At 67.7% G+C, this 21428-nt stretch carries 21 protein-coding genes; 10 read left to right on the top strand and 11 right to left on the bottom strand.

Annotation, left to right across the window (positions count from 1 at the left end; genetic code table 11):
* Positions 1–8 precede the first annotated feature (8 nt).
* The 3 genes from CAL18_RS11200 (at position 9) to groL (ending at position 2760) form a co-directional block, all read left to right on the top strand.
* Positions 9–626, top strand: a complete 618-nt coding sequence (locus tag CAL18_RS11200; protein WP_094817862.1) for a hypothetical protein — start codon at positions 9–11, stop codon at positions 624–626.
* A gap of 161 nt (positions 627–787) precedes the next feature.
* Positions 788–1105, top strand: a complete 318-nt coding sequence (locus CAL18_RS11195) for a co-chaperone GroES (protein WP_026638809.1) — start codon at positions 788–790, stop codon at positions 1103–1105.
* Positions 1106–1137: 32 nt separating this feature from the next.
* Entirely contained in the window at positions 1138–2760 is a 1623-nt protein-coding gene (gene groL, locus CAL18_RS11190) for a chaperonin GroEL (protein ID WP_026638808.1), read from the top strand.
* A gap of 63 nt (positions 2761–2823) precedes the next feature.
* Here the strand turns inward: groL and CAL18_RS11185 are convergent, their stop codons facing one another.
* Positions 2824–3717: a spermidine synthase gene (locus CAL18_RS11185; protein ID WP_249276296.1), complete on the bottom strand. Its 894-nt coding sequence runs from the start codon at positions 3715–3717 to the stop codon at positions 2824–2826.
* A 137-nt stretch (positions 3718–3854) separates the two neighbouring features.
* Between CAL18_RS11185 and CAL18_RS11180 the strand changes: the two genes are divergently transcribed.
* From CAL18_RS11180 to CAL18_RS11170, 3 genes are all read left to right on the top strand, one after another.
* Entirely contained in the window at positions 3855–4763 is a 909-nt protein-coding gene (locus CAL18_RS11180; protein WP_094796824.1) for a LysR substrate-binding domain-containing protein, read from the top strand.
* Between the two features lie 115 nt (positions 4764–4878).
* The gene (locus CAL18_RS11175) at positions 4879–6126 is read left to right on the top strand and encodes an MFS transporter (protein ID WP_026638806.1); all 1248 of its coding nucleotides are present in this window, start codon (positions 4879–4881) and stop codon (positions 6124–6126) included.
* A gap of 59 nt (positions 6127–6185) precedes the next feature.
* The gene (locus CAL18_RS11170; RefSeq protein ID WP_038852080.1) at positions 6186–6905 is read left to right on the top strand and encodes a GntR family transcriptional regulator; all 720 of its coding nucleotides are present in this window, start codon (positions 6186–6188) and stop codon (positions 6903–6905) included.
* Here the strand turns inward: CAL18_RS11170 and CAL18_RS11165 are convergent.
* From CAL18_RS11165 to CAL18_RS11135, 7 genes are all read right to left on the bottom strand, one after another.
* Positions 6902–8149, bottom strand: a complete 1248-nt coding sequence (locus CAL18_RS11165; protein WP_094796823.1) for an MFS transporter — start codon at positions 8147–8149, stop codon at positions 6902–6904. The genes CAL18_RS11170 and CAL18_RS11165 overlap by 4 nt on opposite strands.
* A 21-nt stretch (positions 8150–8170) precedes the next feature.
* Positions 8171–9073 (bottom strand): amidohydrolase family protein, encoded by a 903-nt coding sequence (locus tag CAL18_RS11160; RefSeq protein WP_094796822.1) that lies wholly within the window; start codon positions 9071–9073, stop codon positions 8171–8173.
* 131 nt (positions 9074–9204) lie between these two features.
* Positions 9205–10065 carry a DMT family transporter gene (locus tag CAL18_RS11155; RefSeq protein WP_094796821.1) on the bottom strand — a complete coding sequence of 287 codons (861 nt, stop codon included), beginning with the start codon at positions 10063–10065 and terminating at the stop codon, positions 9205–9207.
* A 306-nt stretch (positions 10066–10371) separates the two neighbouring features.
* Positions 10372–11751 (bottom strand): PepSY-associated TM helix domain-containing protein, encoded by a 1380-nt coding sequence (locus tag CAL18_RS11150; RefSeq protein WP_094817861.1) that lies wholly within the window; start codon positions 11749–11751, stop codon positions 10372–10374.
* Positions 11752–11763: 12 nt separating this feature from the next.
* Positions 11764–13908, bottom strand: coding sequence for a TonB-dependent receptor (locus tag CAL18_RS11145; RefSeq protein WP_026638801.1), 2145 nt, complete (start codon positions 13906–13908; stop codon positions 11764–11766).
* A 55-nt stretch (positions 13909–13963) separates the two neighbouring features.
* Positions 13964–14365 (bottom strand): DUF2946 family protein, encoded by a 402-nt coding sequence (locus CAL18_RS11140; protein ID WP_170940327.1) that lies wholly within the window; start codon positions 14363–14365, stop codon positions 13964–13966.
* A 66-nt stretch (positions 14366–14431) separates the two neighbouring features.
* Positions 14432–15655: an MFS transporter gene (locus tag CAL18_RS11135; protein ID WP_038852078.1), complete on the bottom strand. Its 1224-nt coding sequence runs from the start codon at positions 15653–15655 to the stop codon at positions 14432–14434.
* A gap of 84 nt (positions 15656–15739) precedes the next feature.
* Here CAL18_RS11135 and CAL18_RS11130 point away from each other — a divergent pair, with 84 nt between their 5' ends.
* Positions 15740–16693, top strand: a complete 954-nt coding sequence (locus tag CAL18_RS11130; RefSeq protein WP_026638798.1) for a GlxA family transcriptional regulator — start codon at positions 15740–15742, stop codon at positions 16691–16693.
* A gap of 8 nt (positions 16694–16701) precedes the next feature.
* On the opposite strand, the gene CAL18_RS11125 is transcribed toward CAL18_RS11130, so the two are convergent.
* Complete coding sequence (locus CAL18_RS11125) at positions 16702–16959, bottom strand: hypothetical protein (protein ID WP_026638797.1); 258 nt, start codon at positions 16957–16959, stop codon at positions 16702–16704.
* Positions 16960–17128: 169 nt separating this feature from the next.
* On the opposite strand from CAL18_RS11125, the gene CAL18_RS11120 reads away from it, so the two are divergent.
* The 3 genes from CAL18_RS11120 to CAL18_RS11110 all read left to right on the top strand — a co-directional run bounded on the left by CAL18_RS11120 (position 17129) and on the right by CAL18_RS11110 (position 19127).
* Positions 17129–17554 (top strand): organic hydroperoxide resistance protein, encoded by a 426-nt coding sequence (locus CAL18_RS11120; protein ID WP_026638796.1) that lies wholly within the window; start codon positions 17129–17131, stop codon positions 17552–17554.
* A gap of 376 nt (positions 17555–17930) precedes the next feature.
* The gene (locus CAL18_RS11115) at positions 17931–18872 is read left to right on the top strand and encodes a hypothetical protein (RefSeq protein ID WP_026638795.1); all 942 of its coding nucleotides are present in this window, start codon (positions 17931–17933) and stop codon (positions 18870–18872) included.
* Positions 18873–18929: 57 nt separating this feature from the next.
* Positions 18930–19127, top strand: a complete 198-nt coding sequence (locus CAL18_RS11110) for an oxidoreductase-like domain-containing protein (protein ID WP_026638794.1) — start codon at positions 18930–18932, stop codon at positions 19125–19127.
* Here CAL18_RS11110 and CAL18_RS11105 read toward each other — a convergent pair.
* Both CAL18_RS11105 and CAL18_RS11100 read right to left on the bottom strand, forming a co-directional pair.
* Entirely contained in the window at positions 19124–19576 is a 453-nt protein-coding gene (locus CAL18_RS11105) for a copper resistance protein NlpE (RefSeq protein WP_038852076.1), read from the bottom strand. The two genes, CAL18_RS11110 and CAL18_RS11105, sit on opposite strands and share 4 nt — an antisense overlap.
* A 61-nt stretch (positions 19577–19637) precedes the next feature.
* A complete protein-coding gene (locus tag CAL18_RS11100; protein WP_038852074.1) occupies positions 19638–21413 on the bottom strand; it encodes a M14 family zinc carboxypeptidase in 1776 nt (591 codons plus the stop codon).
* Between the last annotated feature and the right edge of the window lie 15 nt (positions 21414–21428).

Here is a 21428-nt window from a genome sequence, read left to right as displayed (position 1 = left end):
GAGGACGCATGGAGATCTTCGACACTATCGCCACGCACAGCGCCGCGCAGCAACTGCCGCTGTATGCCGTCACCGCTACTGCCATCCAGAAGTCCGATACGCCGATCGTTGTGATGCTTCACTGGCATGGTTTTACCCGGGAGCAGGAAAACACCGTACGGCGCTCGGTGGCGGGTTCGGCGGTGCAGATCAACGCGCGCTGGAACGAGCCTGCCGACATCGACCGGGCAGTGCTGGACGCAGGCTGGAAGCTGGGAGCCTGGGACGTCGAGCGTGTGGCCAGGCCGGCATGGATGCGCCTTAACGCGCCGGTATCCGAGGCCGTGGCGTGCCACCGCGCCTTTGGCGATTATTCCGATCTGCCGGATGGCAGCCGCGCCGTCATTATCGATGCGCCTGACCAGCAGGAACTGCTGGCCCTGGCGGCGCGCCGGGGCTATCTGCGCTGGCTGTTCCGCCCTCGCAAGGGCGGTGTGTGGAGCCAGCTGGACGGCGACGATTGCACGCTTGACGCCGATGGCGGCCGTTCTTCGCCGTGCCCGGTGGCGCTGCAGCCGGAAGGGCGCACACTACGCTGCCTGGTGCGGTATCGCCTGGGTCGTGGAAGAAGCATACTGATACAATAAGTTTCGTTTTGAATATCAAGCTGCCTCTTGAAATGGGGGCGGCCAACCCTACCTTCATGCCGCGCCCCGTTCTGGGGACGCACGGCGCCCGCCATGCCAGTGCCTGGCCGCCAAAGCGCCGGACTTCACTTTCTGATGATCAAGACTAAGGAGATTGAGTCATGAAGATCCGTCCCCTTTACGACCGGATTATCGTGAAGCGAATCGAACAGGAACGTACCACCGCGTCGGGCATCGTGATCCCGGATTCGGCGGCCGAAAAGCCCGAGCAGGGCGAGGTGCTGGCGGTGGGCAGCGGCAAAGTGCACAGCGATGGATCCGTGCGCGCGCTGGAACTGCAGGTGGGCGACCGCGTGCTCTTTGGCAAGTACGCGGGCCAGACCGTCAAGGTCGACGGCGAAGAACTGCTCGTGATGCGCGAAGACGACGTATTCGCCGTCCTGACGCGCGCCGAAGACAGCCTGAAGAAGGCTGCCTGATCCACCGTTCCAGATCGTTGCAGGAGCTAGACATGAGCGCCAAAGACGTTAAGTTCCATGACAATGCCCGCAGCCGTGTGGTCAAGGGCGTCAACATCCTGGCCGAAGCCGTGAAGGTAACCCTGGGCCCCAAGGGCCGCAACGTGCTCATCGAGCGCAGCTTCGGCGCGCCGGTCATCACGAAGGACGGCGTGTCGGTCGCCAAGGAAATCGAGCTGAAAGACAAGTTCGAGAACATGGGCGCGCAGATCGTCAAGCAGGTCGCGTCCAAGACCGCCGACGTGGCGGGCGACGGCACCACCACCGCCACCGTGCTGGCCCAGTCCATCGTGCAGGAAGGAATGAAATACGTGGCTTCCGGCATGAACCCGATGGATCTCAAGCGCGGCATCGACCAGGCCGTGTCGGCCGTGGTGGACGAATTGCACAAAATGGCCAAGCCGATTTCCACCAGCAAGGAAACGGCCCAGGTCGCCGCACTGTCGGCCAATTCCGACCAGGACATCGGCAAGATCATTGCCGATGCCATGGAAAAAGTGGGCCGCGAAGGCGTGATCACGGTCGAAGACGGCAAGTCGCTGGACAATGAACTGGACGTCGTGGAAGGCATGCAGTTCGATCGCGGCTACATCAGCCCGTATTTCATGACCGACCCCGAAAAGCAGGTGGCCCAGCTCGAAGACCCGCTGGTCTTGCTGTACGACAAGAAGATATCCAACGTGCGCGAACTGCTGCCTGTTCTCGAGGCCACCGCCAAGGCAGGCAAGCCGTTGCTGATCGTGGCCGAGGATGTCGAAGGCGAAGCGCTGGCCACCCTGGTGGTGAACGCGATGCGTGGCGTGCTGAAGGTGGCTGCCGTGAAGGCGCCCGGTTTCGGCGACCGCCGCAAGGCCATGCTGGAAGATATCGCGATATTGACCGGCGGCACCGTCATTTCTGAAGAAACCGGCAAGCAGCTCGAAAAGGCCACGCTGCAGGACCTGGGCAGCGCCAAGCGCGTCGAGGTGCGCAAGGAAACCACCACGATTATCGATGGCGCCGGCGGCAAGGACGCCATCGAAGCCCGCGTGAAGTCGATCCGCAAGCAGATCGACGATGCAACCAGCGACTACGACCGCGAGAAGCTGCAGGAGCGCGTGGCCAAGCTGTCGGGCGGCGTGGCGGTGATCCGGGTGGGCGCGGCCACCGAAGTCGAGATGAAAGAAAAGAAAGACCGTGTCGACGACGCGCTGCACGCCACGCGGGCCGCGGTCGAGGAAGGCATTGTGCCCGGGGGCGGGGTGGCGCTGTTGCGCGCCCGGGCCGCCATCCAGTCGATAAATGGCGCCAATGCCGACCAGGATGCCGGTATCCGCATCGTCCAGCGCGCGCTCGAGGCGCCCTTGCGCGCCATCGTGGCCAATGCGGGCGAAGAACCGTCGGTGGTGGTGGCCAAGGTGCTGGAATCCAAGGGCAACCATGGCTATAACGCTGCCACCGGCGAGTATGGCGACCTGGTCGAACTCGGCGTGGTCGATCCGGCCAAGGTGACGCGTACCGCGTTGCAGAATGCCGCGTCTATCGCCGGCCTGATCCTCACCACTGACGCCACCGTGGCGCAGCTGCCGGAAGATACCAAGACGCCGGCCGCGCCGGCCGAGGCGATGGACTTCTGATGTCCTGACGTCGCGCGCGTGCGCATATGGGCATCGCGTTCCGCAAGGGGCGCGATGCCTTTTTTATTGGGCGCGCCGCGGCGGATCTTCCGGGGCGGGCGGGTCGCGCAGCAACTGCGCGTGCGCAGGCCCGCCGATCGGCGCGGCAAAGCGCCCAAGGGCGCCGGCCTCGTAAATGCCCTGAGCTTGCAGGCGGCCCTGAAGTGCTTTCGCCTGGGCGGCGATGCGGTCCAGGCCGGGCAGGGCGTCGCGGCCTGCCACGATGACGCGGTTGCCTTCGCGCAGATTGAAGAACGGCCCGAACACGGCGGCGTACGTCGCCGATTCGCTGGCATACAGGCGGCTGTTGGTAAACGTGTTGGCAACCACGATGCCGCCGGGCGCAAGTATTGCCCGGACGTGCCGCAGGAACTCCAGCGTCATCAGGTGGCGCGGAATGTAGTCCACGTCGAACGCGTCCAGCATGACCATGTCGTACTGCCGGCCTTCGCGGTGCGCCTGTTCGATATACGCGCGTCCATCGGCGATGTGCACGCGTTGCCGGGGGCCCGTGCGGTAGCCGAAATAGGCCTGCGCCACTTTGGCCACCGCGGGATCGATCTCCACCGTGTCGATGGTGGCCTCGGGCAGCAGGCGCAGCAGCGTGTTCTGCAGCGTGGCGCCCCCCAGCCCCACCACCAGGATGGTTTTCGGATCCGGTCGCACATACAGCGCGCTGAGCATCATGCGTGTGTAGCTGAACACCAGCGCATGGGGGTCGTCCAGGCTCATGCAGGTCTGGCGCCCGAAGTCCACCATTGTGTTGAAGTTCATGCAGCGTTCGCCATGTTCTTCAAATACCAGCACCTTGCCGAACTGCGACGGCTCGCTGTGCAGCAAGCGCGGTTCGGCATGCGCCAGCGGGCTCAGCAGGGCGCAGGCCAGCACGGCCGCGAAAACGGCGGGTAGTCGGGGCATCGCAATCATCCAGTGGGAATGCCGCCCATCATATCCGCTGCGGAATGCGTCGGCAGGCCGGGCCGCACGCTGGCCTGCGGGCGCGCTCGTCCGCTACATTAGGCGCCACATCCTTCCGTCTGCCCTGAGAGCCTGCCATGCCGCGCCGACTTCCTCCCTTGCCCGCCTTGCGCTTGTTCGAGGCCGCGGGGCGACTATGCAGCTTCAAGCTGGCGGCGGCCGAACTGAGCCTGACACCCAGCGCGGTCAGCCACGGCATCGTCAGCCTGGAGCGGGCGCTGGGGGTGGATCTGTTCGTGCGCGGCCCGCGCGGCCTGGACCTGACGCCGGAAGGCGCCGACTACCTGCTTTATGTGTCCGAAGCCTTGTCGCTGATCGCCGCGGGCACGCAACGCCTGCCCGCCGGCAGGGGCGCGCGCGGCGTCTATATCAGTTGCGCGCCTACGCTGGCGGCGCGGTGGCTGCTGCCGCGCCTGGCGGCGTTTCGCGCCCGATGGCCCGACGTAGCCATCACCCTGGACACGTCGCCGCGGCAGGTGGGGTTTCCGGCGGATGGCTTCGACTTCGCAATACGCATGAGCCGCAGCGATGTGTCGGCCGGCAACTGGATGCGGCTGTTCGGCGAACAGCTGATACCGGTATGCAGCCCGACGTACCTGGACGGGCTGGCGCGCGCGCAGGACGGCGCCGTGGATCTGGCCGCGGCAGCCCTCATCCATGTCGACCCCGCAGGCGAAGACTGGCAGGCCTGGTTCGACCGCACGAAGCAGCCCGCGCCGGACGGCGGCGCAATGGCGGGCGGCCTGCATGTGGACACGATAGAGCTGGCGTTCCAGGCCGCCGCCCAAGGCCTGGGCGTGGCGCTGGGGCGCCGGCCGCTGGTCGATCCCGACCTGGACGCGGGCGCGCTGATCGCGCTGGACCTGCCGCCTCTTCAGGCGCAGACCGCGTACTGGCTCGTGAGTTCGGATGCGGTGCAGCGGCGCACCGAGCTGCTGGCGTTTCGCGACTGGCTGCTGGGGCAGGCGGGGGCCGCCGCGCCGTAGCCTCGGGCGCGTCTGGCCGCCGTGCATGAATTGCCTTCATCCACGGCCGAAATCTTTTCCTTTGCCGGCCCGCACGGGCGCGTGCCACCATCACCGCAAAGGAGATCGCACCGTCATGCATAGCGCAAATCCCTCGCGGCCCTTGTCGGGTCATCCGGTTGTCTGGGTGGTGGTGGCCGCGGCGCTGTTACTCAGCGCCGCCATGGGCGTCCGGCAGACCTTTGGACTGTTCATCAATCCATTTTCGTTCGATCGCGGCCTGCCGGTGACGCAGATCGCATTCGCCATCGCCCTGCACAATCTGGTGTGGGGCGTGGCGCAGCCGTTTGCGGGAGCGGCGGCCGACCGCTACGGGTCGGCACCGGTGGTGGGGTTTGGCGCCGCGGCGTTCGCGGCCGGGCTGGCGCTGGCGACGGCGGCCGATTCCCCCGTACTGCTGGTGCTGGGCATGGGGGTGCTGGTGGGCATAGGCGTGAGCTGCACCAGTTTCGGTGTGGTGTTGGCCGCGGTGGGGCGCGCGGCGTCGCCGCAGCGGCGCAGCATGGCGCTGGGCATCGCCAGCGCCGGCGGGTCGCTCGGCCAGGTGGTGCTGGTGCCGTTTGCCGAGGTCTTGCGCGACAGCGGCGGCGTGTCGATGTCGCTGTGGGGGCTGGCCATCCTGATGCTGCTGGTCGCGCCATTGGGGTTGTTGCTCGACCGCCCCGCGCAGGGCGGAGGGGCGGCCACGCAGGAGCCCGTCATGTCGCTGCGCGAGGCGGTGTCGCAGGCTTGCCGGCATCGCGGCTATTGCCTGCTGACGCTGGGGTTCTTTACCTGCGGTTTCCAGCTCGCCTTCATCGCCACGCACCTTCCGGGCTACCTGGTGCTTTGCCACATGCCGGCGGGCCTGGGGGCCACCGCGCTGGCCCTGATCGGCCTGTTCAATATGGCCGGCAGCTGGGCGTGCGGCTGGCTGGGCGGCCGGTACCGGCAGCAGATCGTGCTGGGCTGGCTGTACCTGATACGCGGGGCGGCGATCGCGGCGTTTTTCCTGCTGCCCAAGAGCACGCTGTCGGTGGTGCTGTTTGCGGCCGTCATGGGGCTGACCTGGCTGGGCACGGTGCCGCTGACCAGCGGGCTGGTGGCCAAGGTGTTCGGCACCCGGTACCTGGGCACCTTGTTTGGCGTGTGCTTCCTGAGCCACCAGGTGGGGTCGTTCCTGGGCGCCTGGCTGGGCGGCCTGGTATATGACCTGACCGGGTCGTACACGCCGATCTGGGCCGCCACCGCGGTGGCCGGGCTGGTGGCGGCGCTGCTGCATTTTCCCATCGACGACCGCAGCGCGGCGGCTGGCGCGCCGGCGCCGGCCATGGCCCAACAATGAATCGAATGTTGATATAGTGACTGCTTCTGCCCGCAGGGCGAGCCGCCGTATTGACATCGATGTCCCAGGTCTGGTCAGAACCCCCGCCCGCCGCCGCGTCCGCTCAAGCGCCCGCCATCGCGGATGCCGTACGCATACTCGAAGAAGACATCGTGCTGGGCATCCTGCATCCGCGCGAACGCCTGATCGAAGACGACCTGATTCGCCGCTTCGGCTTCAAGCGCCACGCGGCCCGCGAAGTCCTGGCCGAGCTGGCCCGGCTTGGGCTGGTGGACCGCCGCAAGAACGTGGGTTGCGAGGTGCGGGCGTTCACGCCCCGGGAAGTGGCCGAGCTCTACCAATTGCGCGAATTGCTCGAAGGCGAGGCGGCCCGCATTCTGCCTTGCCCGCTGCCGGCGGCGGCCTTGCGCGAACTGACCGACATCCAGCGCGAGCATGACCGCGCGGTGGCCGACGGCGACCCGCGCGCGGTGTTTCATACCAACCAGCGGTTTCACCAGGCATTGTTCGGCTTCTGTGAAAACGGCGTGCTGCAGAAAGCCATCCAGGAATATGCGCGCCAGACGCATGCCATACGCTTCAGCTCGCTGGTCGACGCGTCGTACCGCGAGCGCGCGCGCCAGGAACACTGGGCCATGATCGATGCGCTGCGTGCCGGGCAGCGCGACGAACTGGCGCGGCTGTGCCGCGAACACCTGGCGCCGTCGCGCGATGCCTACCTGGCCGTGAACCGCCACCGCTATCCGGCGCGCGCGGCGGCCCGGCCCGCGCACGCCTAGCTCAGGTCGCTCAGCGTCGACAGCTCGCGGCCGCGTGTTTCCGGCAGCAGCAGGGTGGCAAGCAGCACCACCGCGTAGGCGCCGCCGGCAAAGATGCCGATGGCCATGGCCAGGCCGAGGCTGTTGCTCAGGTACCCCACCAGTGTCGGGAACAGCGCGCCCACGCCGCGCCCGAAGTTGTACGCAAAGCCCTGCCCGTTGGCCCGTATTTCAGTAGGGAACAGCTCGGTCAGGTAGGCGCCCAGCCCCCCGAATATGCCCGAGGCCGCAAAGCCCAGCGGAAAACCCAGGAACAGCATCTGGCTGTCTGTCAGCGGCACCTGCGTGTAGAAATACACGCACACCCCCGACAGTACTGAAAAGATCACGAAGTTCAGGCGGCGTCCCAGGCGGTCGGCCATGTGCGCGCCGGCGATATACCCGCAGAATGACCCCACGATGATCACCAGCAGGTAGCCGCCGGTATTCAGCACCGACAATTGCCGCTCGACTTTCAGATAAGTGGGCAGCCACGTGGTGACGGCGTAATAGCCGCCCTGGATGCCGGTGCACAGCAGCGCCGACAGCAGCGTCGTCTTGAGCAGCGCCGGAGAAAAAATCAGCCACGGCGATACCTTGGGATGGTCCGCGCTTTTTGTGCCGCGCACCCGCCCGGCGATTTCGGGCTCGGGCACGTGCTTGCGGATATACAGCACGAGCAGCGCCGGCAGCACGCCCACCCAGAACAGGCTGCGCCACGCCCATTGTTCCGGCAATACCGAAAAGGCGATGGTGTAGAGCAGCGCCGCTAGGCCCCAGCCCACGGCCCAGCCGCTCTGCACCGTGCCAACGGCGCGGGCGCGATGCCTAGACTTGATGATTTCCCCCATCAGTACCGAGCCTACGGCCCATTCGCCGCCGAAGCCCAGCCCCTGCAATGCGCGCAGAATGAAGATCTGTTCGAAGTTCTGCGTAAAGCCGATGGCCACGGTGCACGCCGAAAACCACAGGATGGTGATCTGCAGGATGCGCACGCGCCCGTAGCGGTCGGCCAGTATGCCCGCGCCCCATCCGCCGATGGCCGAGAACAGCAGCGTCACGGTGCCCAGCATGCCGGCCTGCCCGCGGTCTATGCCCCACAAGGTGACCAGCGTCGAGATGACGAAGGTGAACACCATGTAGTCCAGGGCGTCTATCGTCCAGCCCAGAAAAGACGCGTAGAAAGTGCGCTTGCCGGTGGGCGGCAGTTCGCTGAACCAGCTCATTTCCTTGTCTCCGGTTGGTTTTCAGGGCGCGGCATGCCCTGGCACAGGGGGAAAGTCGTAGAGTGTCTGGGGGTTGTCTACCAGTATGCGGCGGCGCAGCGCGTCGGATGGCGCCCATTTGGCCAGCAGGTTGCGCAGCACGCCGGTATCTGGCATGCGAGGGATGGCCACGTGCGGCCAGTCGCTGCCCCATACCATGCGGTCGGGCGCCGCCTCGATCAACGCCTGCGCCCAGGGCGTGACGTCGTCGTAGTGGTCGAACTGGTCGCTCAGCCGGTAGGCGCCGGACAGCTTGGCCCACCATCCATATTCCCTGACGCCATGCAGCAACGCCTGGAAGCCGGGGTGTTGCATTCCTTCGGCTACCGGCATGTGGCCCATGTGATCAAAGACGCAGGGCACGGGCAGCGCAGCCAGGCGCGGCATGGCCTCGGGCAGGTGGCGCACGTCCATCAGGAACTGCGCATGCCAGCCCAGCGCTGCCATGCGTGGCGCCAGGCGGTCAAGCGCATCCAGGCCCACGCCGCCGCCGAACAACACGTTAAAGCGCAGGCCGCGTACGCCGGCCGCGTGCAGGGTTTCCAGTTCCCGGTCGCCGACATCGGGGCCGACGACGGCCACGCCGCGCAAGGTGTCGCGATGGCGGCGCAGCACTTCCAGCATGTAGCGGTTGTCGGTGCCGTGCACGCTGACCTGAACCAGCACGCCGCGCGTCATGCCGCAGCCGCCCAGCATCGCCAGGTAGCGCGCCTCGGGCGCGGGCGGCGGCGTGTAGCTTCGGTTCTCTACATACGGGTAGCGCACGCCATCGCCGATAACGTGCGCATGCGTATCGCACGCGCCGAGAGGAACGGGGAAGACGGCTGGCGCGATGTCGGGCAGGGGGGCCAGGCACAGCGTGTGGTCGACGGGCGGAGCGCTCATATCGTGTCTGCTCGCAGGCGATGCGGTGAGGGGACGTTACACCCGTGCCGCTTTGATGGTCAATAACATTATTGATAATGCTGGATACAGGCTGCCCTTGAAGCGCCCCTTCACGGGGCGCCCCGCTACCGCTATGGTGCGCTGCGCAGCACCAGTGCCAGGCCGGCCAGGATGAGAGCCATCGCGGCCATGGCCAGGGGCGCCAGCGGGTTGCCCAGCAGCAGGTAGTCCAGCAGTGCGGTCCCGCCTGGCACCAGGTAGAACAGGCTGGTCACATTGACCAGGTTGCCGGCCTGGATCAGGCGGTACAGCAGCAGGGTGGCGCCTACCGAAATGACCAGGCCCAGCCACAGCAATGTCGCCAGCAGGCCGGCGCCGAGCGTGGCTTGCCACGGCTGCCATGGCGCGAGCGCCACGCACAGCATCAACCCGGCCAGGTATTGCAGCGGCAGGGCGCGCAATGGCGGCTGGCGCAGGCTTTTCTGCAGGATGGCGCCCCCCGTCATGCATAACAGCGCGCCTGCCGCATAAAGCATGCCGATGATGGAAAAGCGCGCGGCCTCGATGCCGTCCCACATGACCAGCACCAGTCCGGTCAACGCCAGCATCAGCCCTGCCATGCGGCGCCAGCCGAAGCGCCGCTCCACCAGCGCCAGGGTCAGCAAGGGTTGCGCGCCCAGCGCGGTGGCCAGCACGCCGGGTGTCAGGCCGCTATCCAGGGCCAGGAAATAGCACGCCGAATAGCCGCCCATCATGGCCAGGCCGGCCGCCACACTGCGCGTGCGCGCGCCGCGCTCGGGCAGCCACGGATGGCCGGCCGCGCGGGCCAGCGCCAGCAGGGCAAGCAGTGCGAGAGAAAAACGCAATATCAGGAAGGCGAAGGGAGAGGCATAAGCCAGCCCCCATTTAGAGACAATCGCGCCGCTGCTCCACAGCAGCACGAAAAGCGCCGTGGCGCCATGAGCGGCGAACGCCGTTTTTTCGTTTGTCATGAGTGTGTCACCCGTCAGTCAATGCACAGGCTCCGGCGCGCGCGTCCGGCACGGCAGTGCGACGGACGTACGAAGGAATCGGGATGCTGGAGCCGCCAGGAAAACGCTGGCAGCCGGGCTGCGGGCAGCCGGCTGCGTTCAGCCCTTGCGGGCCGCGGGCGGCGGTGGCGCCGCGCGACCGGCCGGCTGGCCGGCGGGCGGTGCGACGACGGTGACGATGAGATGAGCCGCGCCCCGTTGGCGGCCAGCGGCCGCGCAATGAACGAAATGGGTGGATGGGGCGCGCGCAGTCATGATGATGCAAACCTACACGCCGGGCACGGCAGTGTCAACACGCGCGCGGCGCTGCACCAGCAAATCGGCCAGCAGCATGATCACCAGAGAGGCTCCCACCAGCGGAAACACGATGCCCCCCGCGATCATCACCGCCATGACGCCTTGCAAGGCCCGGCGATTGTGCGGCAGCGGTGGTATGCCCAGGCCGCCCGAGGGCCGGCGTTTCCACCACATGACGGCGCCCGACACGCTCAGCAGCACCATGCCCAGGCAGGCGGCCAGCAGCACCAGCTGGTTCGCACGGCCGAACTCCTGGCCCATGTGCACGTTGATGCCCCACTCCAGGGCCTTGCCCAACGGCCCGTAGTCGGCGTAGCTCATATCCAGCAAGGGCCTGCCCGTGTACTGGTCCAGGTGCACGACGCGCTGCCGGGCGAGATCATCCGGATACACCGAAGCCGTATACACGCCCGTCGCGTCGCGCGGCATGACCACGGCATATCCGGGCGCCAGGCCAAGCCGGTCGAAGGCGGCGACGGCCTGGTCCAACCCGATGGCTTGCGCGGCATGCGCGTGCGCCGACCGGGGCACGCGGGCCTGCTCGAGCGACCAGGTGGTCGGGCCCTGGTGGGCCAGGTGTTCATCGGACATGGGCACGGCCACACGCACGCCCGCCGGGTAGCCGAAGTTGTTGCCGTTGGCCCATTGGTTGACCTTGCCGCCCCACACAATGGACCACGGCATGCCGGTGACCGCCAGGAACAGAATGAACAGCGCGACCATGGCGCCGGTCACGGCATGGGTGTCGCGCCAGAACACGCGCTGCCGCGGCTTGCCGCGCACACTGATGACGCCGTGCTTGCGCCCGCGCGGCCACCACAGGTACGCGCCGGTCAGCACCAGCAAGATCGACCAGCCGGCCGCGATTTCAATGGCGCCGTTGGCCACCGGCCCGAAATAGTCCAGGCTGTGCAGCCGCCTTATCGTCCACATCAGCGTGTCGCGCTCGGCATGCGCGCCCAGCACCCGGCCGTTGTACGGATTGACGTAGACGCTCATGTTGGCGCCGTCGGCGGGCTTGACCACCACCTGGGCGCTTGCGTCGGGCGCGGCGGGCGGCAGGTACTTGGCCAGCGTACCCGGATGGGCGCGCAGCGCCGCGTCGGCCAGCGCCGATGGCGCCAGGGCGGGGCTGTCGGCCGGCCGGACTTGGCGCAGGTCGCGGTACCAGGCGTCTTCGATCTCGTGGTGAAACAGGTACAGGGCGCCGGTAATCGCCAGCAGGATCAGGAAAGGCAGGACCAGCAGCCCGGCGTAGAAATGCCACCGCCATACGGCCCTGTACACATGTGCGCGGCGCACGGCGTCGGTGTCGGCGACGGAGTCGATCGTCTTGGTGTCAGTGTTCATGGTGTCAGGGGGTCAGAATCGATAATGGGCCGACAGCTCCACGCGGCGCTCCGCGCCCAGCAGCCATTGCGTCTGGTTGTAGTAAGCGGTCTCGGCGTACTGCTTGTCAAAGACGTTGTAGGCGCGCAGGGCAAGAGTGAGGTCGCGCCGGGCATCCCATTGAAGGGCAAGGTTGGTGGTGGTGTAGGCCGCCATTTCCAGCTGGTTGGCGCTGTCCGCGAACCGCTTGCCCACATAGCGCAGGCCGGCGCTGGCGGTCCATTGGGGCGCAAAGCGCCAGCTCAGCCACAGGTTGGCCAGGCGCTCGGGCACATCGGGCGGCACGTTGCCGCGCCGGGATACCGCGGTCCCTCCGGACGTATCGGTGTAGTCATCGTAACGGGCGTCCAGCATGGCGCCATTGAAGTCCAGGCGCCAGTGGCGGCCCAGGTCCAGGCCCAGCGTCAACTCCAGGCCACGGCTGGATTGGCTGCCGACCTGCACGCGCAGCGATGGGTCGTCCGGGTCGCGCGTGACGAGGTCTTTTTTGCGGATGTGATAGGCAGCCAGCGTCCATTCGCCGGCGTTGTCCCAGAACGTCTGCTTGATGCCGACTTCGATCTGGCGGGCCTGCGACAGTTCGAAGTCTTTGTTGGCCGGCGACATCAACAGCAGGCTGCCCACCGGGTCGGCGGCCCGGGAATACTGGCCATAAAGCGCCAGCGTCGGCAGCACGTTGTATACGGCGCCCACCCGCCAGCCCACATTGGTATAGGTGCGGCGGTAGGCCGTGGCGCCGGCCGCCAGGTCTTCGCGATGCAGGTCGATATGGTCGTAGCGCACGCCGCCCAGCAGCGACCATTGTTCATTCAACACCAGCCGGTCTTCGGCAAAAAGGGCGTACTGGGTGGCGGTATTGCGGTAGCGCGGGAATGTACCCGCTTCGTTGATGAATTCGCCATGGTCGACATCGCGCGGATCCACCAGCGAGGTTCCGCCATACGGCGAATTATTGGTATGCGTGAGCCGGCTGCGGTTGATTTCGGCGCCTATTGCCACCTGGTTGAGCAGGCCCGCCAGCTCGAGCGTGTGCACGGCATCGGCCCGCGCGCCAACCTGCGACTGGTCGTGCTGGATGGCAGTGTAGGCGCTGCGCTCGATCAGGCCGCTGCCGGGTTGCCAGGTGTAGTTCTCGACATTGCGGTAGTCGCGGTCGCTGCCCAGGTAGTACACGCGCCCGCGTACGGTCGTGGCGGCGGCAGGGGACCATTCGGCCTGCAGTTCGGTGCGGCTGTCGCGGTAGATGATCTTGCTGTCGGCCACGTTGTAGTTCTCGTGGCGCAGCGAATAATCGATTTCCCCGTCGATGAGCGGCGTGCCGAAGTAGCGGGCGGGTTCTTGCCAGGCATGGGCGTGCGTCAGCGTGAAGTTCAGGGTGGGCGATACGTCCAGCCGCAGCGCGGCCGTTATCGCGGCGTTTTGCGCATCGCCCAGGCTCATGCCGGCATTGCTGTGGTTGCCGCTGGCGTCCACGCGATACGACCAGCGCTCGTCCAGCGCGCCGCCGCTGCCGAAGGCCAGGCGCTGCGTATCGTGCGTGCCCACGGCCGCCTGCACTTCGTTCTGGATGGGGCCGCGGCCGGGCTTCTTGGGAATGATATTGACCACGCCGCCGATGGCGCCTTCACCTACCAGCACCGAGGCCGGGCCGCGCAAGACTTCAATGCGGTCGACCGACCAGGGGTCGTATACGAAGGTCTGCCCCAGTCCGCCATACTGCCGTATGCCGTCGTACAGAATGGCGACCGAATTCGAGTCGGTGAATCCGCGCGACGACAGCGACGATCCGCCATTGCCGGGGTGGCGAAATGCACTGATGCCGGGCGCCTGGGTGATGGCGTCCATGACCGAGACATCGCCGCGTTCACGCAATTGCTCGTTGGTGATGATGTCCAGGCTGGCGGGTGTCTGCAGGGGCGTCAGCGACAGGAACGAGCCTGTCGCGGCGGGCTGATCCAGCGTGGGTTCGCTGGCGGATACGGAAATGGCGGGCAGGGTGGCCACGGGCGCGTCGGCGGCGTCCTGCGCGCGTGCGCACAGGGGCGCAAGCAACGCGAGGCCCGCGGCAATAGCCGTGCGCCGCAGCAGGACGGATGTCCTGGCGGAATGACAAAGCATGGGATTTCCCGGTTAGAAACGACGAGGCCATCGCATGGCGATGGGCCGGAATCTGTTAACCGAGACGCAGAGGAGGAGCACGCGCGCCCAGAGGCGCGCAAGGTGGGACGCCGCAAGCGTGCGCGGGCGGCGCGCGCGCGGCAATGCGCATGGGCGTGGCGTCGAACACCGGGGCCACGCCCGCGGGGGCCGACATCAGCGGCAATGCGGCCAGCGCAACGCCCACCGGACACATTGCCGATTGTTCGGCATGCTGGGCGTCGGGCCGGTGATCGGCCTTGTGCGGCCCTTCGACCCAGATCGGGCCGGCCGCCGAGCACAACTGGATAAGCGTGGCGCCGGGGTCGGTGCCCGGCATGAAGCCCTGCGGCACCAGCGCCTTCAGCACGAATACGCACAAGGCCAGCCAGATGGCGGCGCGATGGCGTAGTCGTGTCGGGGCAGTCAGGCGCAACATGGTGCGGCAATTCTAAACGCTAAGCGACCGGGCTGCAGGCTCAGCCGCCTTGCGCGCTTGCCGCGGTCACACCGCAAGCGCCACGTCGCGCCGTCCGCTGCGCACCCACCAGCCCGTCATCAGGGCCGCGAGTGCCACGATGGGCAGCATGGCCACGTTGATGGCCTGCCAGCCATACAGATCCAGCGCCGGGCCCGCGGCCAGCGTGGCCAGGGCGGTGGCGCCATAGCGCAGCAGTTCGGCGGCGCCCTGGGCGCGGCCGCGCTCGGCGGGCCGGTACGACTGCGCCAGCAGCGTGGTTCCGCCGACAAACATGAAGTTCCAGCCCACGCCCAGCAGGAACAGCGCGGCATAGAAGGCGGGCAGGCTGGTCGAGGCAACCGCCACGAACGCCGACACCACATTCAGCAGCATGCCCAGCCCCAGTATGGCGGGCAGGCCCCAGCGCTTGATGAGCGCGCCCGCGAAGAAGGCCGGTGCGTACATGCCCACCAGGTGCCATTGCATGATGTGCGCGCCGTCGTCGATGCTGTGATGGCACGCCACCGCCGCAAGGGGAGCGGCCGTCATGACGAACATCATCGTCACGGAACCCACGACGTTGTTGGCCAGCGCCGCCACGAAGATGGGCTGGCGGACCACGACACGCAGCGGTCGCGCGGGCGCCTCGTCCATCTGCGGATCCGGCTGGCCGGCCACGTCGGGCAGGTCGCGGTAGGCCGCCAGTAGCAGCGCCACCGTGGCCGCGCCCAGCAACGCCACCATCAGGTAGGCGCCGGCGAAGGCCGCCAGCGGGAAGAGGTCGCGGCTCCAGGCCGCCAGCATCGGCCCTGCCAGCGCGGCGATCACCCCGCCGGCCATGACGACGGCGATCGCGCGCGCCTTGGCCGCGGCCGGCACGGCGTCGGCCGCAGCAAGCCGGTAATACTGCGCAAACGCCTGGAACACGCCCACCAGCGCGGTGCCCGCGCAGAACAGCCAGAAATCGGCGCGAAATACCGCCCATACCGATAACAGCCCGCCGGCCATGCCCGCCAGCCCGCCCAGTGCGAAGCCGGCGCGCCGGCCGATGCGCTGCATCAACACGGACGCGAACCAGGTCACCGCCGCCCCGGCCACGGTTATCAGGGCGAATGGCAGCGTGGCCAGCGCCTTGTCGGGCGCCAGCATGTGGCCGGTCAGCGCGGTGAGTGTCAGGTCGATAGAGATGGCCGCGATGTACAGCGCCTGGCATACGGCGAGTATGTGCGCATTGCGACGGCCGGCACGCGGGGTGGCGGAGGAGGGCATGGGTGTTGTGCTGTAAGGATTGACAGCGCCCACTGTAGCGATGGATGCTATGGCGTGAATGACACATTTCCCACTAAAAATGCCATGCCGATCCACGTCGCGTTCCTGATGCTGCCCGGTTTTCAGTTGCTGGATATGGCCGGCCCGCTGTCGGTTTTCCAGACGGCGGGCGAGGCGGCTGGCGGCAGGGGCTCGCCCGCCTACGTGCTGCACCTGGTGTCGGCGCGCGGCGGCCGGGTGGCCAGTTCGGCCGGAATAGAAGTCGCCACGCGGCCATGGCGCCAGGCGCGGGCCGATCTGGTGCTGGTGCCGGGCGGCGAAGGGCCGCGCACCTGCGCCATAACGGCCGGCGCACGCGCCGTATTGCAGGCCGCCGTCGAACGGCGTGCCCGGGTGGCCAGCGTGTGCACCGGCGCCTTCGTGCTGGCAGCGGCGGGGCTGCTCGACGGCCGCCGCGCCACGACCCACTGGCGCCATGCGGCCGAGCTGCAGCGCCGGTATCCCGCCGTCAGGGTCGACAGCGACAAGATCTATTTGCGCGACGGTGGCGTCTGGACCTCGGCGGGCATCACCGCCGGTATCGACCTGGCACTGGCGATGGTCGAAGAAGACCTGGGCGTGGACATTGCCCGCCAGGCCGCGCGCGACATGGTGGTGTATCACCGCCGCGCGGGCGGGCAGTCACAATTCTCGGCCTTGCAGGACCTGGATCCGCGCAGCGAGCGGATGCGGCGAGTGCTGGGCTACATCGGGCAGCACCTGACCGCGCCGCTCAGCGTCGAAGAACTGGCCGCGGTGGCCTGCCTGAGCCCGCGCCAGTTCATCCGCAGCTTCAAGGCCGAAACCGGGCAGACGCCGGCCAAGGCGGTCGAGCGCGTCCGCGCCGAGACCGCGCGCGCGCATATCGAGGCGGGCCTGATGTCCATCGACGCGGTGGCCCGTGTCACGGGGTTTGTCGATGCCGAACGCATGCGCCGCGCTTTTGTCCGCCGATACGGGCAGCCGCCCCAGGCCTTGCGCCGGGCTGCCCGCGCCTAGGCCGGCGGCTATGCGTCGGCGTCGGGTTGCGCGGTAAAGGCGCGCACCAGGCGGGCAATCTGGTCCAGTTCGTCCTGCGCCCCGGCCGCCCAGGGCGGCGCGTCGAACGGGCTGTCGGATGGCTCGTGCGCTGCGCTTTGCTTCATGTCGGCCAGGATGTCCAGCGCCAGTTCCGTGGCCTGGGGATTGCTGCGGGTAGACAATGCCAACGCCAGCGCCACGGTTTGGCGCAGCGCCAGCAGTCGCCCGTCGAGTTCGGTTTCCATGCGGTTCCTGCCGTCAAGCGGTTGAAAAGAGAACCGCCTATTCTACGGACTGCGCCGCCCACTGCGGCTTCGTGCGCGATTGCACTGCCTGCACCTTGTATCGGCGCGCGGCGGGCGGTACTTTGTGCATAGTGCCATTGACCCCTGACCTTCTTTAAAGGAACGCACCATGTCTCTCGAAAAAGTTGCCTATCGTGCTCATGCCAAGGCCACCGGTGGCCGCGACGGCCGCGCCGTGTCGTCCGACCAGGTGCTCGACGTCAAGTTGACCACGCCGCGCGAACTCGGCGGCGCGGGCGGCGAAGGCACCAACCCCGAACAGCTTTTTGCCGCCGGCTATTCGGCGTGCTTCCTGGGCGCCATGAAATTCGTCGCCAACCGCGACAAAATCGCCATTCCGGCGGATGTCTCCGTCGACGGCTCGGTGGGCATTGGTCCCATTCCGAACGGGTTCGGCATCGAGGTTGAGCTGAAGATCTCGCTGCCCGGCATGCCGCGCGAGCAGGCCGAAGACCTGGTGCAGCGCGCCCATATCGTCTGCCCGTATTCGAACGCAACGCGCAACAATATCGACGTGACGCTCACGGTGGTGTAAGCCCCCGGGGGGGCGTTGCCGGCGCGAAGCCGGCCGCTCCCGCTGCGCACGGCTCCGCCCGGCTCCCAGGGGGCTTGACGCGCCCGCCCCGGGTGGTAGGATGCAGGGCGTCATGACACGGTCTGTCCCAGCGCCCTTTGCGCTACTCGGTATTTTTGCGTTCCTGCGTCCCACGCCCGTGGGCTCGCACGACGTCGCCGTGCGCTCCGCCTACGCACGCGCCAAACCCGGCTAATCGGCCCGGCCTCAAGCCGCTCGCGCCGCGATCCCCTTACTGATTCTTTCAGGCCCGCATGCCGTGTGCATGCGGGCCTGGTTCACTGCCACCGGCGCCGCGCACGCCGGGGGCAATCGCTTTTCATCATTGCGTAGTGCCATGCAACTCACCAAGAACTTCGTCAAAGCCAAGAATCCGTGCGCCAGCGGTTACAAATGGTTTTTGCGCGACCACAATGGGCACGGCGATTACCAGGCCGTGCTGGACGCCCTGGTGGCCGACGGGCGTATCGACGACGCTTGCTGGCTGCTTGACCAGTTCGGCCCCACCGACCACGTGCTCGAGGTCGATGTCATCGACGCCACGGCAATTGTCTATGCGGGCACGATCGTGGCCCGGCAGGGCATTTCGGTCGATTCGCTGGTGCGCGCAGGCGGGCGCATTGTCAGCGGCGCGGGCGTGCGCGCGGGCACGTCCATCGCGGCAGGGGGCGACATCGAGGCGCAGGGCAGCATCATCAGCGAAGGCACCATCCGAGCGGGCGGCGACATCCAGGCGGGCTGGGGCATCAGCGCCGGCGCCAAGCTGGAGTGCGGGGGCGCGTTGCGCGCCGCTTGGGACATCCGTAGCGGCGACGATCTGTCGGCCGCCGGCATGGTGATCGCAGCCCAGGGCCTGGAAATCGGCGGCTCGCTGCGTTGCGAACAAGGCATCAAGTCGGGTGACGCCGTGCGCGTACAGGGCGAAATCTGCGCCGCGCGCGGCATTCAGGTTGCAGGCGACCTTCTCTGCGGCGACCATCTGGAAGCCGGCTGGGGCATCAAGGCGGATGGCCACGTCATGGCAGACGGCGCGATCCGGGTGGGCGAAGGCATCGAGGCAGGCGGGCGGATCGAAGCGGGGCCGGGTCATGGCGTATACGCCGGGCTGCGCGTGCGCATGGATGCCTGGGACGTCTCGGCACGCGTCATCGCCTGCGCGCCGCCCGCCGGCCTGGTCAGCGGCTTCTGGGCCGGCACCGACCCCTATGCAGTCAGCGGCGACGCCGGCAGCCATGCCACGGCGGGCGCGTCCGCCCACCGCTCGTTGGCGGCGCTATAGCGCGCCTGCGGCCGGGCACGTCCGATACGGCCGGGCCACAGCGCGATAATGTTGCCTATGGCCAAGACCCGAGCATCCAAGTCAGCCCGCGACCCCGCGCCCGACCCGCGCCCACAGCCGCCGCAGGCTCCCGAGCCGGGCGACTGCTGCCAGAGCGGCTGCATTCCGTGCGTGTACGACCTCTATGACGAAGCCATGGAACGCTATCGCGAAGCGCTGCGAGCCTGGCAGGAGCGCCAGGCCGGCACGCGCTAGGGCAGCAGCTTCAGTTCGTAGTGCGGCGCCAGCGGCCCGCTGGGGCGGGTGCCATCCTGGTAGAGCTGGATCAGTCTGCCTTCGGCCACGAAGAACGATTGTTCGTCGCCCGCCTGATCCAGCCGTATCGTGCTGCCGTCGGGCTGCCATTCGAAGTTGCCGCGCTGCACCGTGGGGGCCTGCTGCCGGTCCAGGTAGCGGGTCTGCAGCTCGTATTGGCCTTGCGGCGTGAGCTCCAGCCGCGTGCGGATGCCGGGGCAATCGGCGCAGGGCAAGGTGCCTTCGTAGGTTCCGGCCCAGTCCAGCGAATTGCGCGCATTGTGTTCGCTGGCCAGGGTGGGCCGGGCCTTGACGGGGTCTTTCGCGGGCTGCCCATCCTGGGCGCAGCCGGCCAGCAGCGCGCCCGCCAGCATGCAGGGCAGCATATAACGCAGCGTGGAAGTGTTCATTGGTCGTCCTTGCCGTGTTGCACGTGCGTTCAACCATAGCGCGTTACCCGCGCCGCAAGTGTTACGGTGCGTTGTCGGCATCGACGGGCAGATCCGCCCACCGGTGCGCCAGGCTGCGGTATGCCGCCACGGCGGCGAGCACGGTTTCCATCTGCACGGTGTGGGCCTGGCGGAACTCGGCGCCATACACCGTCTCGTCGGGATATTCCGCTATCAGCGATAAGGGCGCCATTTCCTGCACGCTTTCGACGACGACGCAGGCGATGCCGTGTCGCGTCGCGAAGGCCTTTTCAAGTGCATGGGCTTCACACAGGGCCGCCTGGCGCGCGTTGAATGCCGCCAGGCCCGGCACCTGCGCCAGGCGCCCGCACAGCGCGTCCATCAACGTGCCGGCCGCCTCGGCCCAGCCAGGGTGATGACGCAACAGCAGGAAAAAGCCCTTGGGCAAGGTCCACGACTCGAACTGGCGCGGCAAGTAGCCTGACAGGGGGCGGGTCCACTCGTGCGCCGGATAGCCATGCAGGTTGATGTGCAGGCGTGCGCCGCTGGCGCGCAGGGCGGCGCGCCGCGCCTCTTGCTCGAAGAACGGCGCATGAGTGCGGTACGCCACGTCGTCGCCCAGGGCGCTGTAGCGCGCCGCATGATGCATATGGCGGGGGTGCTGCAGGCATAGTTCGCGATGCAGCGCGTAGCCATCGGGGTTTTCGGCCGCCACCAGCGCGAAGTGAGCCTCGCCCGCGTCCAGCAGGGCATGCGCCGCGCGCAATGCGCCCACCACGCCCGAGGTCTCGTTGGCATGCTGTCCGCCGGAGATGAACACGGCCGGTCCCGGGCCGGCGATATAGGCGCCAAGTACCGGACGTCCCTGGCGCGACCGGGCCTGTATGGGCATGCCGCCCAGCGCCGCCATGTGCGCGGCGATCTGCGCGGGCTCCAGCGGCGCCTGGATGGCCTCCAGCGGCGTGGGCGCCGCCTGCACAAGGGCCGCCGGCGGGTCGAACGCGCGCGTCGACACGTGCACACGCGCCGGCCCCGTGGTATGCCGCACATCCGGAACGATCTGCCCCGGCCGCAGGCGCCGGTCGCCCGGCGGCAGGCCGGCATGGCGCTGGAAGAACTCGATCAGGGTGAAGTACACGTCTTCGTGCAGGGCTTCATAGGTGCTGACCAGGCCGCCATCGCCGCCGGCGTCGAATTCCATGCCCGGCACATCGATGCGTATGTCGAGCCGCTCGAAATGGGGCGCCTGGCCGGGCCATTCGTGGGCCCGAACCGCATCGACCGCGGCGCTGAAGGCCAGTTCGAATTCTGTGGCGTGGGCAGCGTCGGTCACGGCGTTGCCAGCCGCGTCGCGCACGCGCAACCATCCGGCGGGCGACAGCAGCGGCGTTGCGTCGTCCGCGCTGACGATGCGATTGGGCGCGTAGACAGAATGATCGCTGCGCCGGCCATCCCGATAGTGCAGCTCGATCCGGTAGTGCAGATCGTCCGTGCCCGGCACGAACTGCAATGTGGCCGTCCCCAGCAGGCCTGCCAGCGGGTAGGCCTCGAGCGTGAAGCGGTTCGGGCGCGCCAGGGGATGTACCGGGTAATGCGCAATGACGGCGGCCAGGTCTGTCGTGTCGGCCTCTTCCAGGAAGAAGTGCAGCAGGGGCTTGTAGGCGCTGCGCAGTGTCGCGCGCACGCCCATTTCGGCCAGGCGCGCTTGTGCGGCCCGGCGGGCTTGCAAGCCTTCGAATACCCAGCCTTCCAGCGTGGCGCCTGCCCAGGCGCGGTCGCCATACTGGCGCAGCCAGGCGTCGAGTGTGCGTTCAATACGGGTGTCCAGCAGGATCATGGGGATTCGGAACGG

The sequence above is a fragment of the Bordetella genomosp. 7 genome, assembly GCF_002261415.1.
GTDB lineage: Bacteria > Pseudomonadota > Gammaproteobacteria > Burkholderiales > Burkholderiaceae_B > Bordetella_A.
Note: the sequence above shows the minus strand (reverse complement) of the source record. Positions and strands in the feature narration are given on the sequence as shown.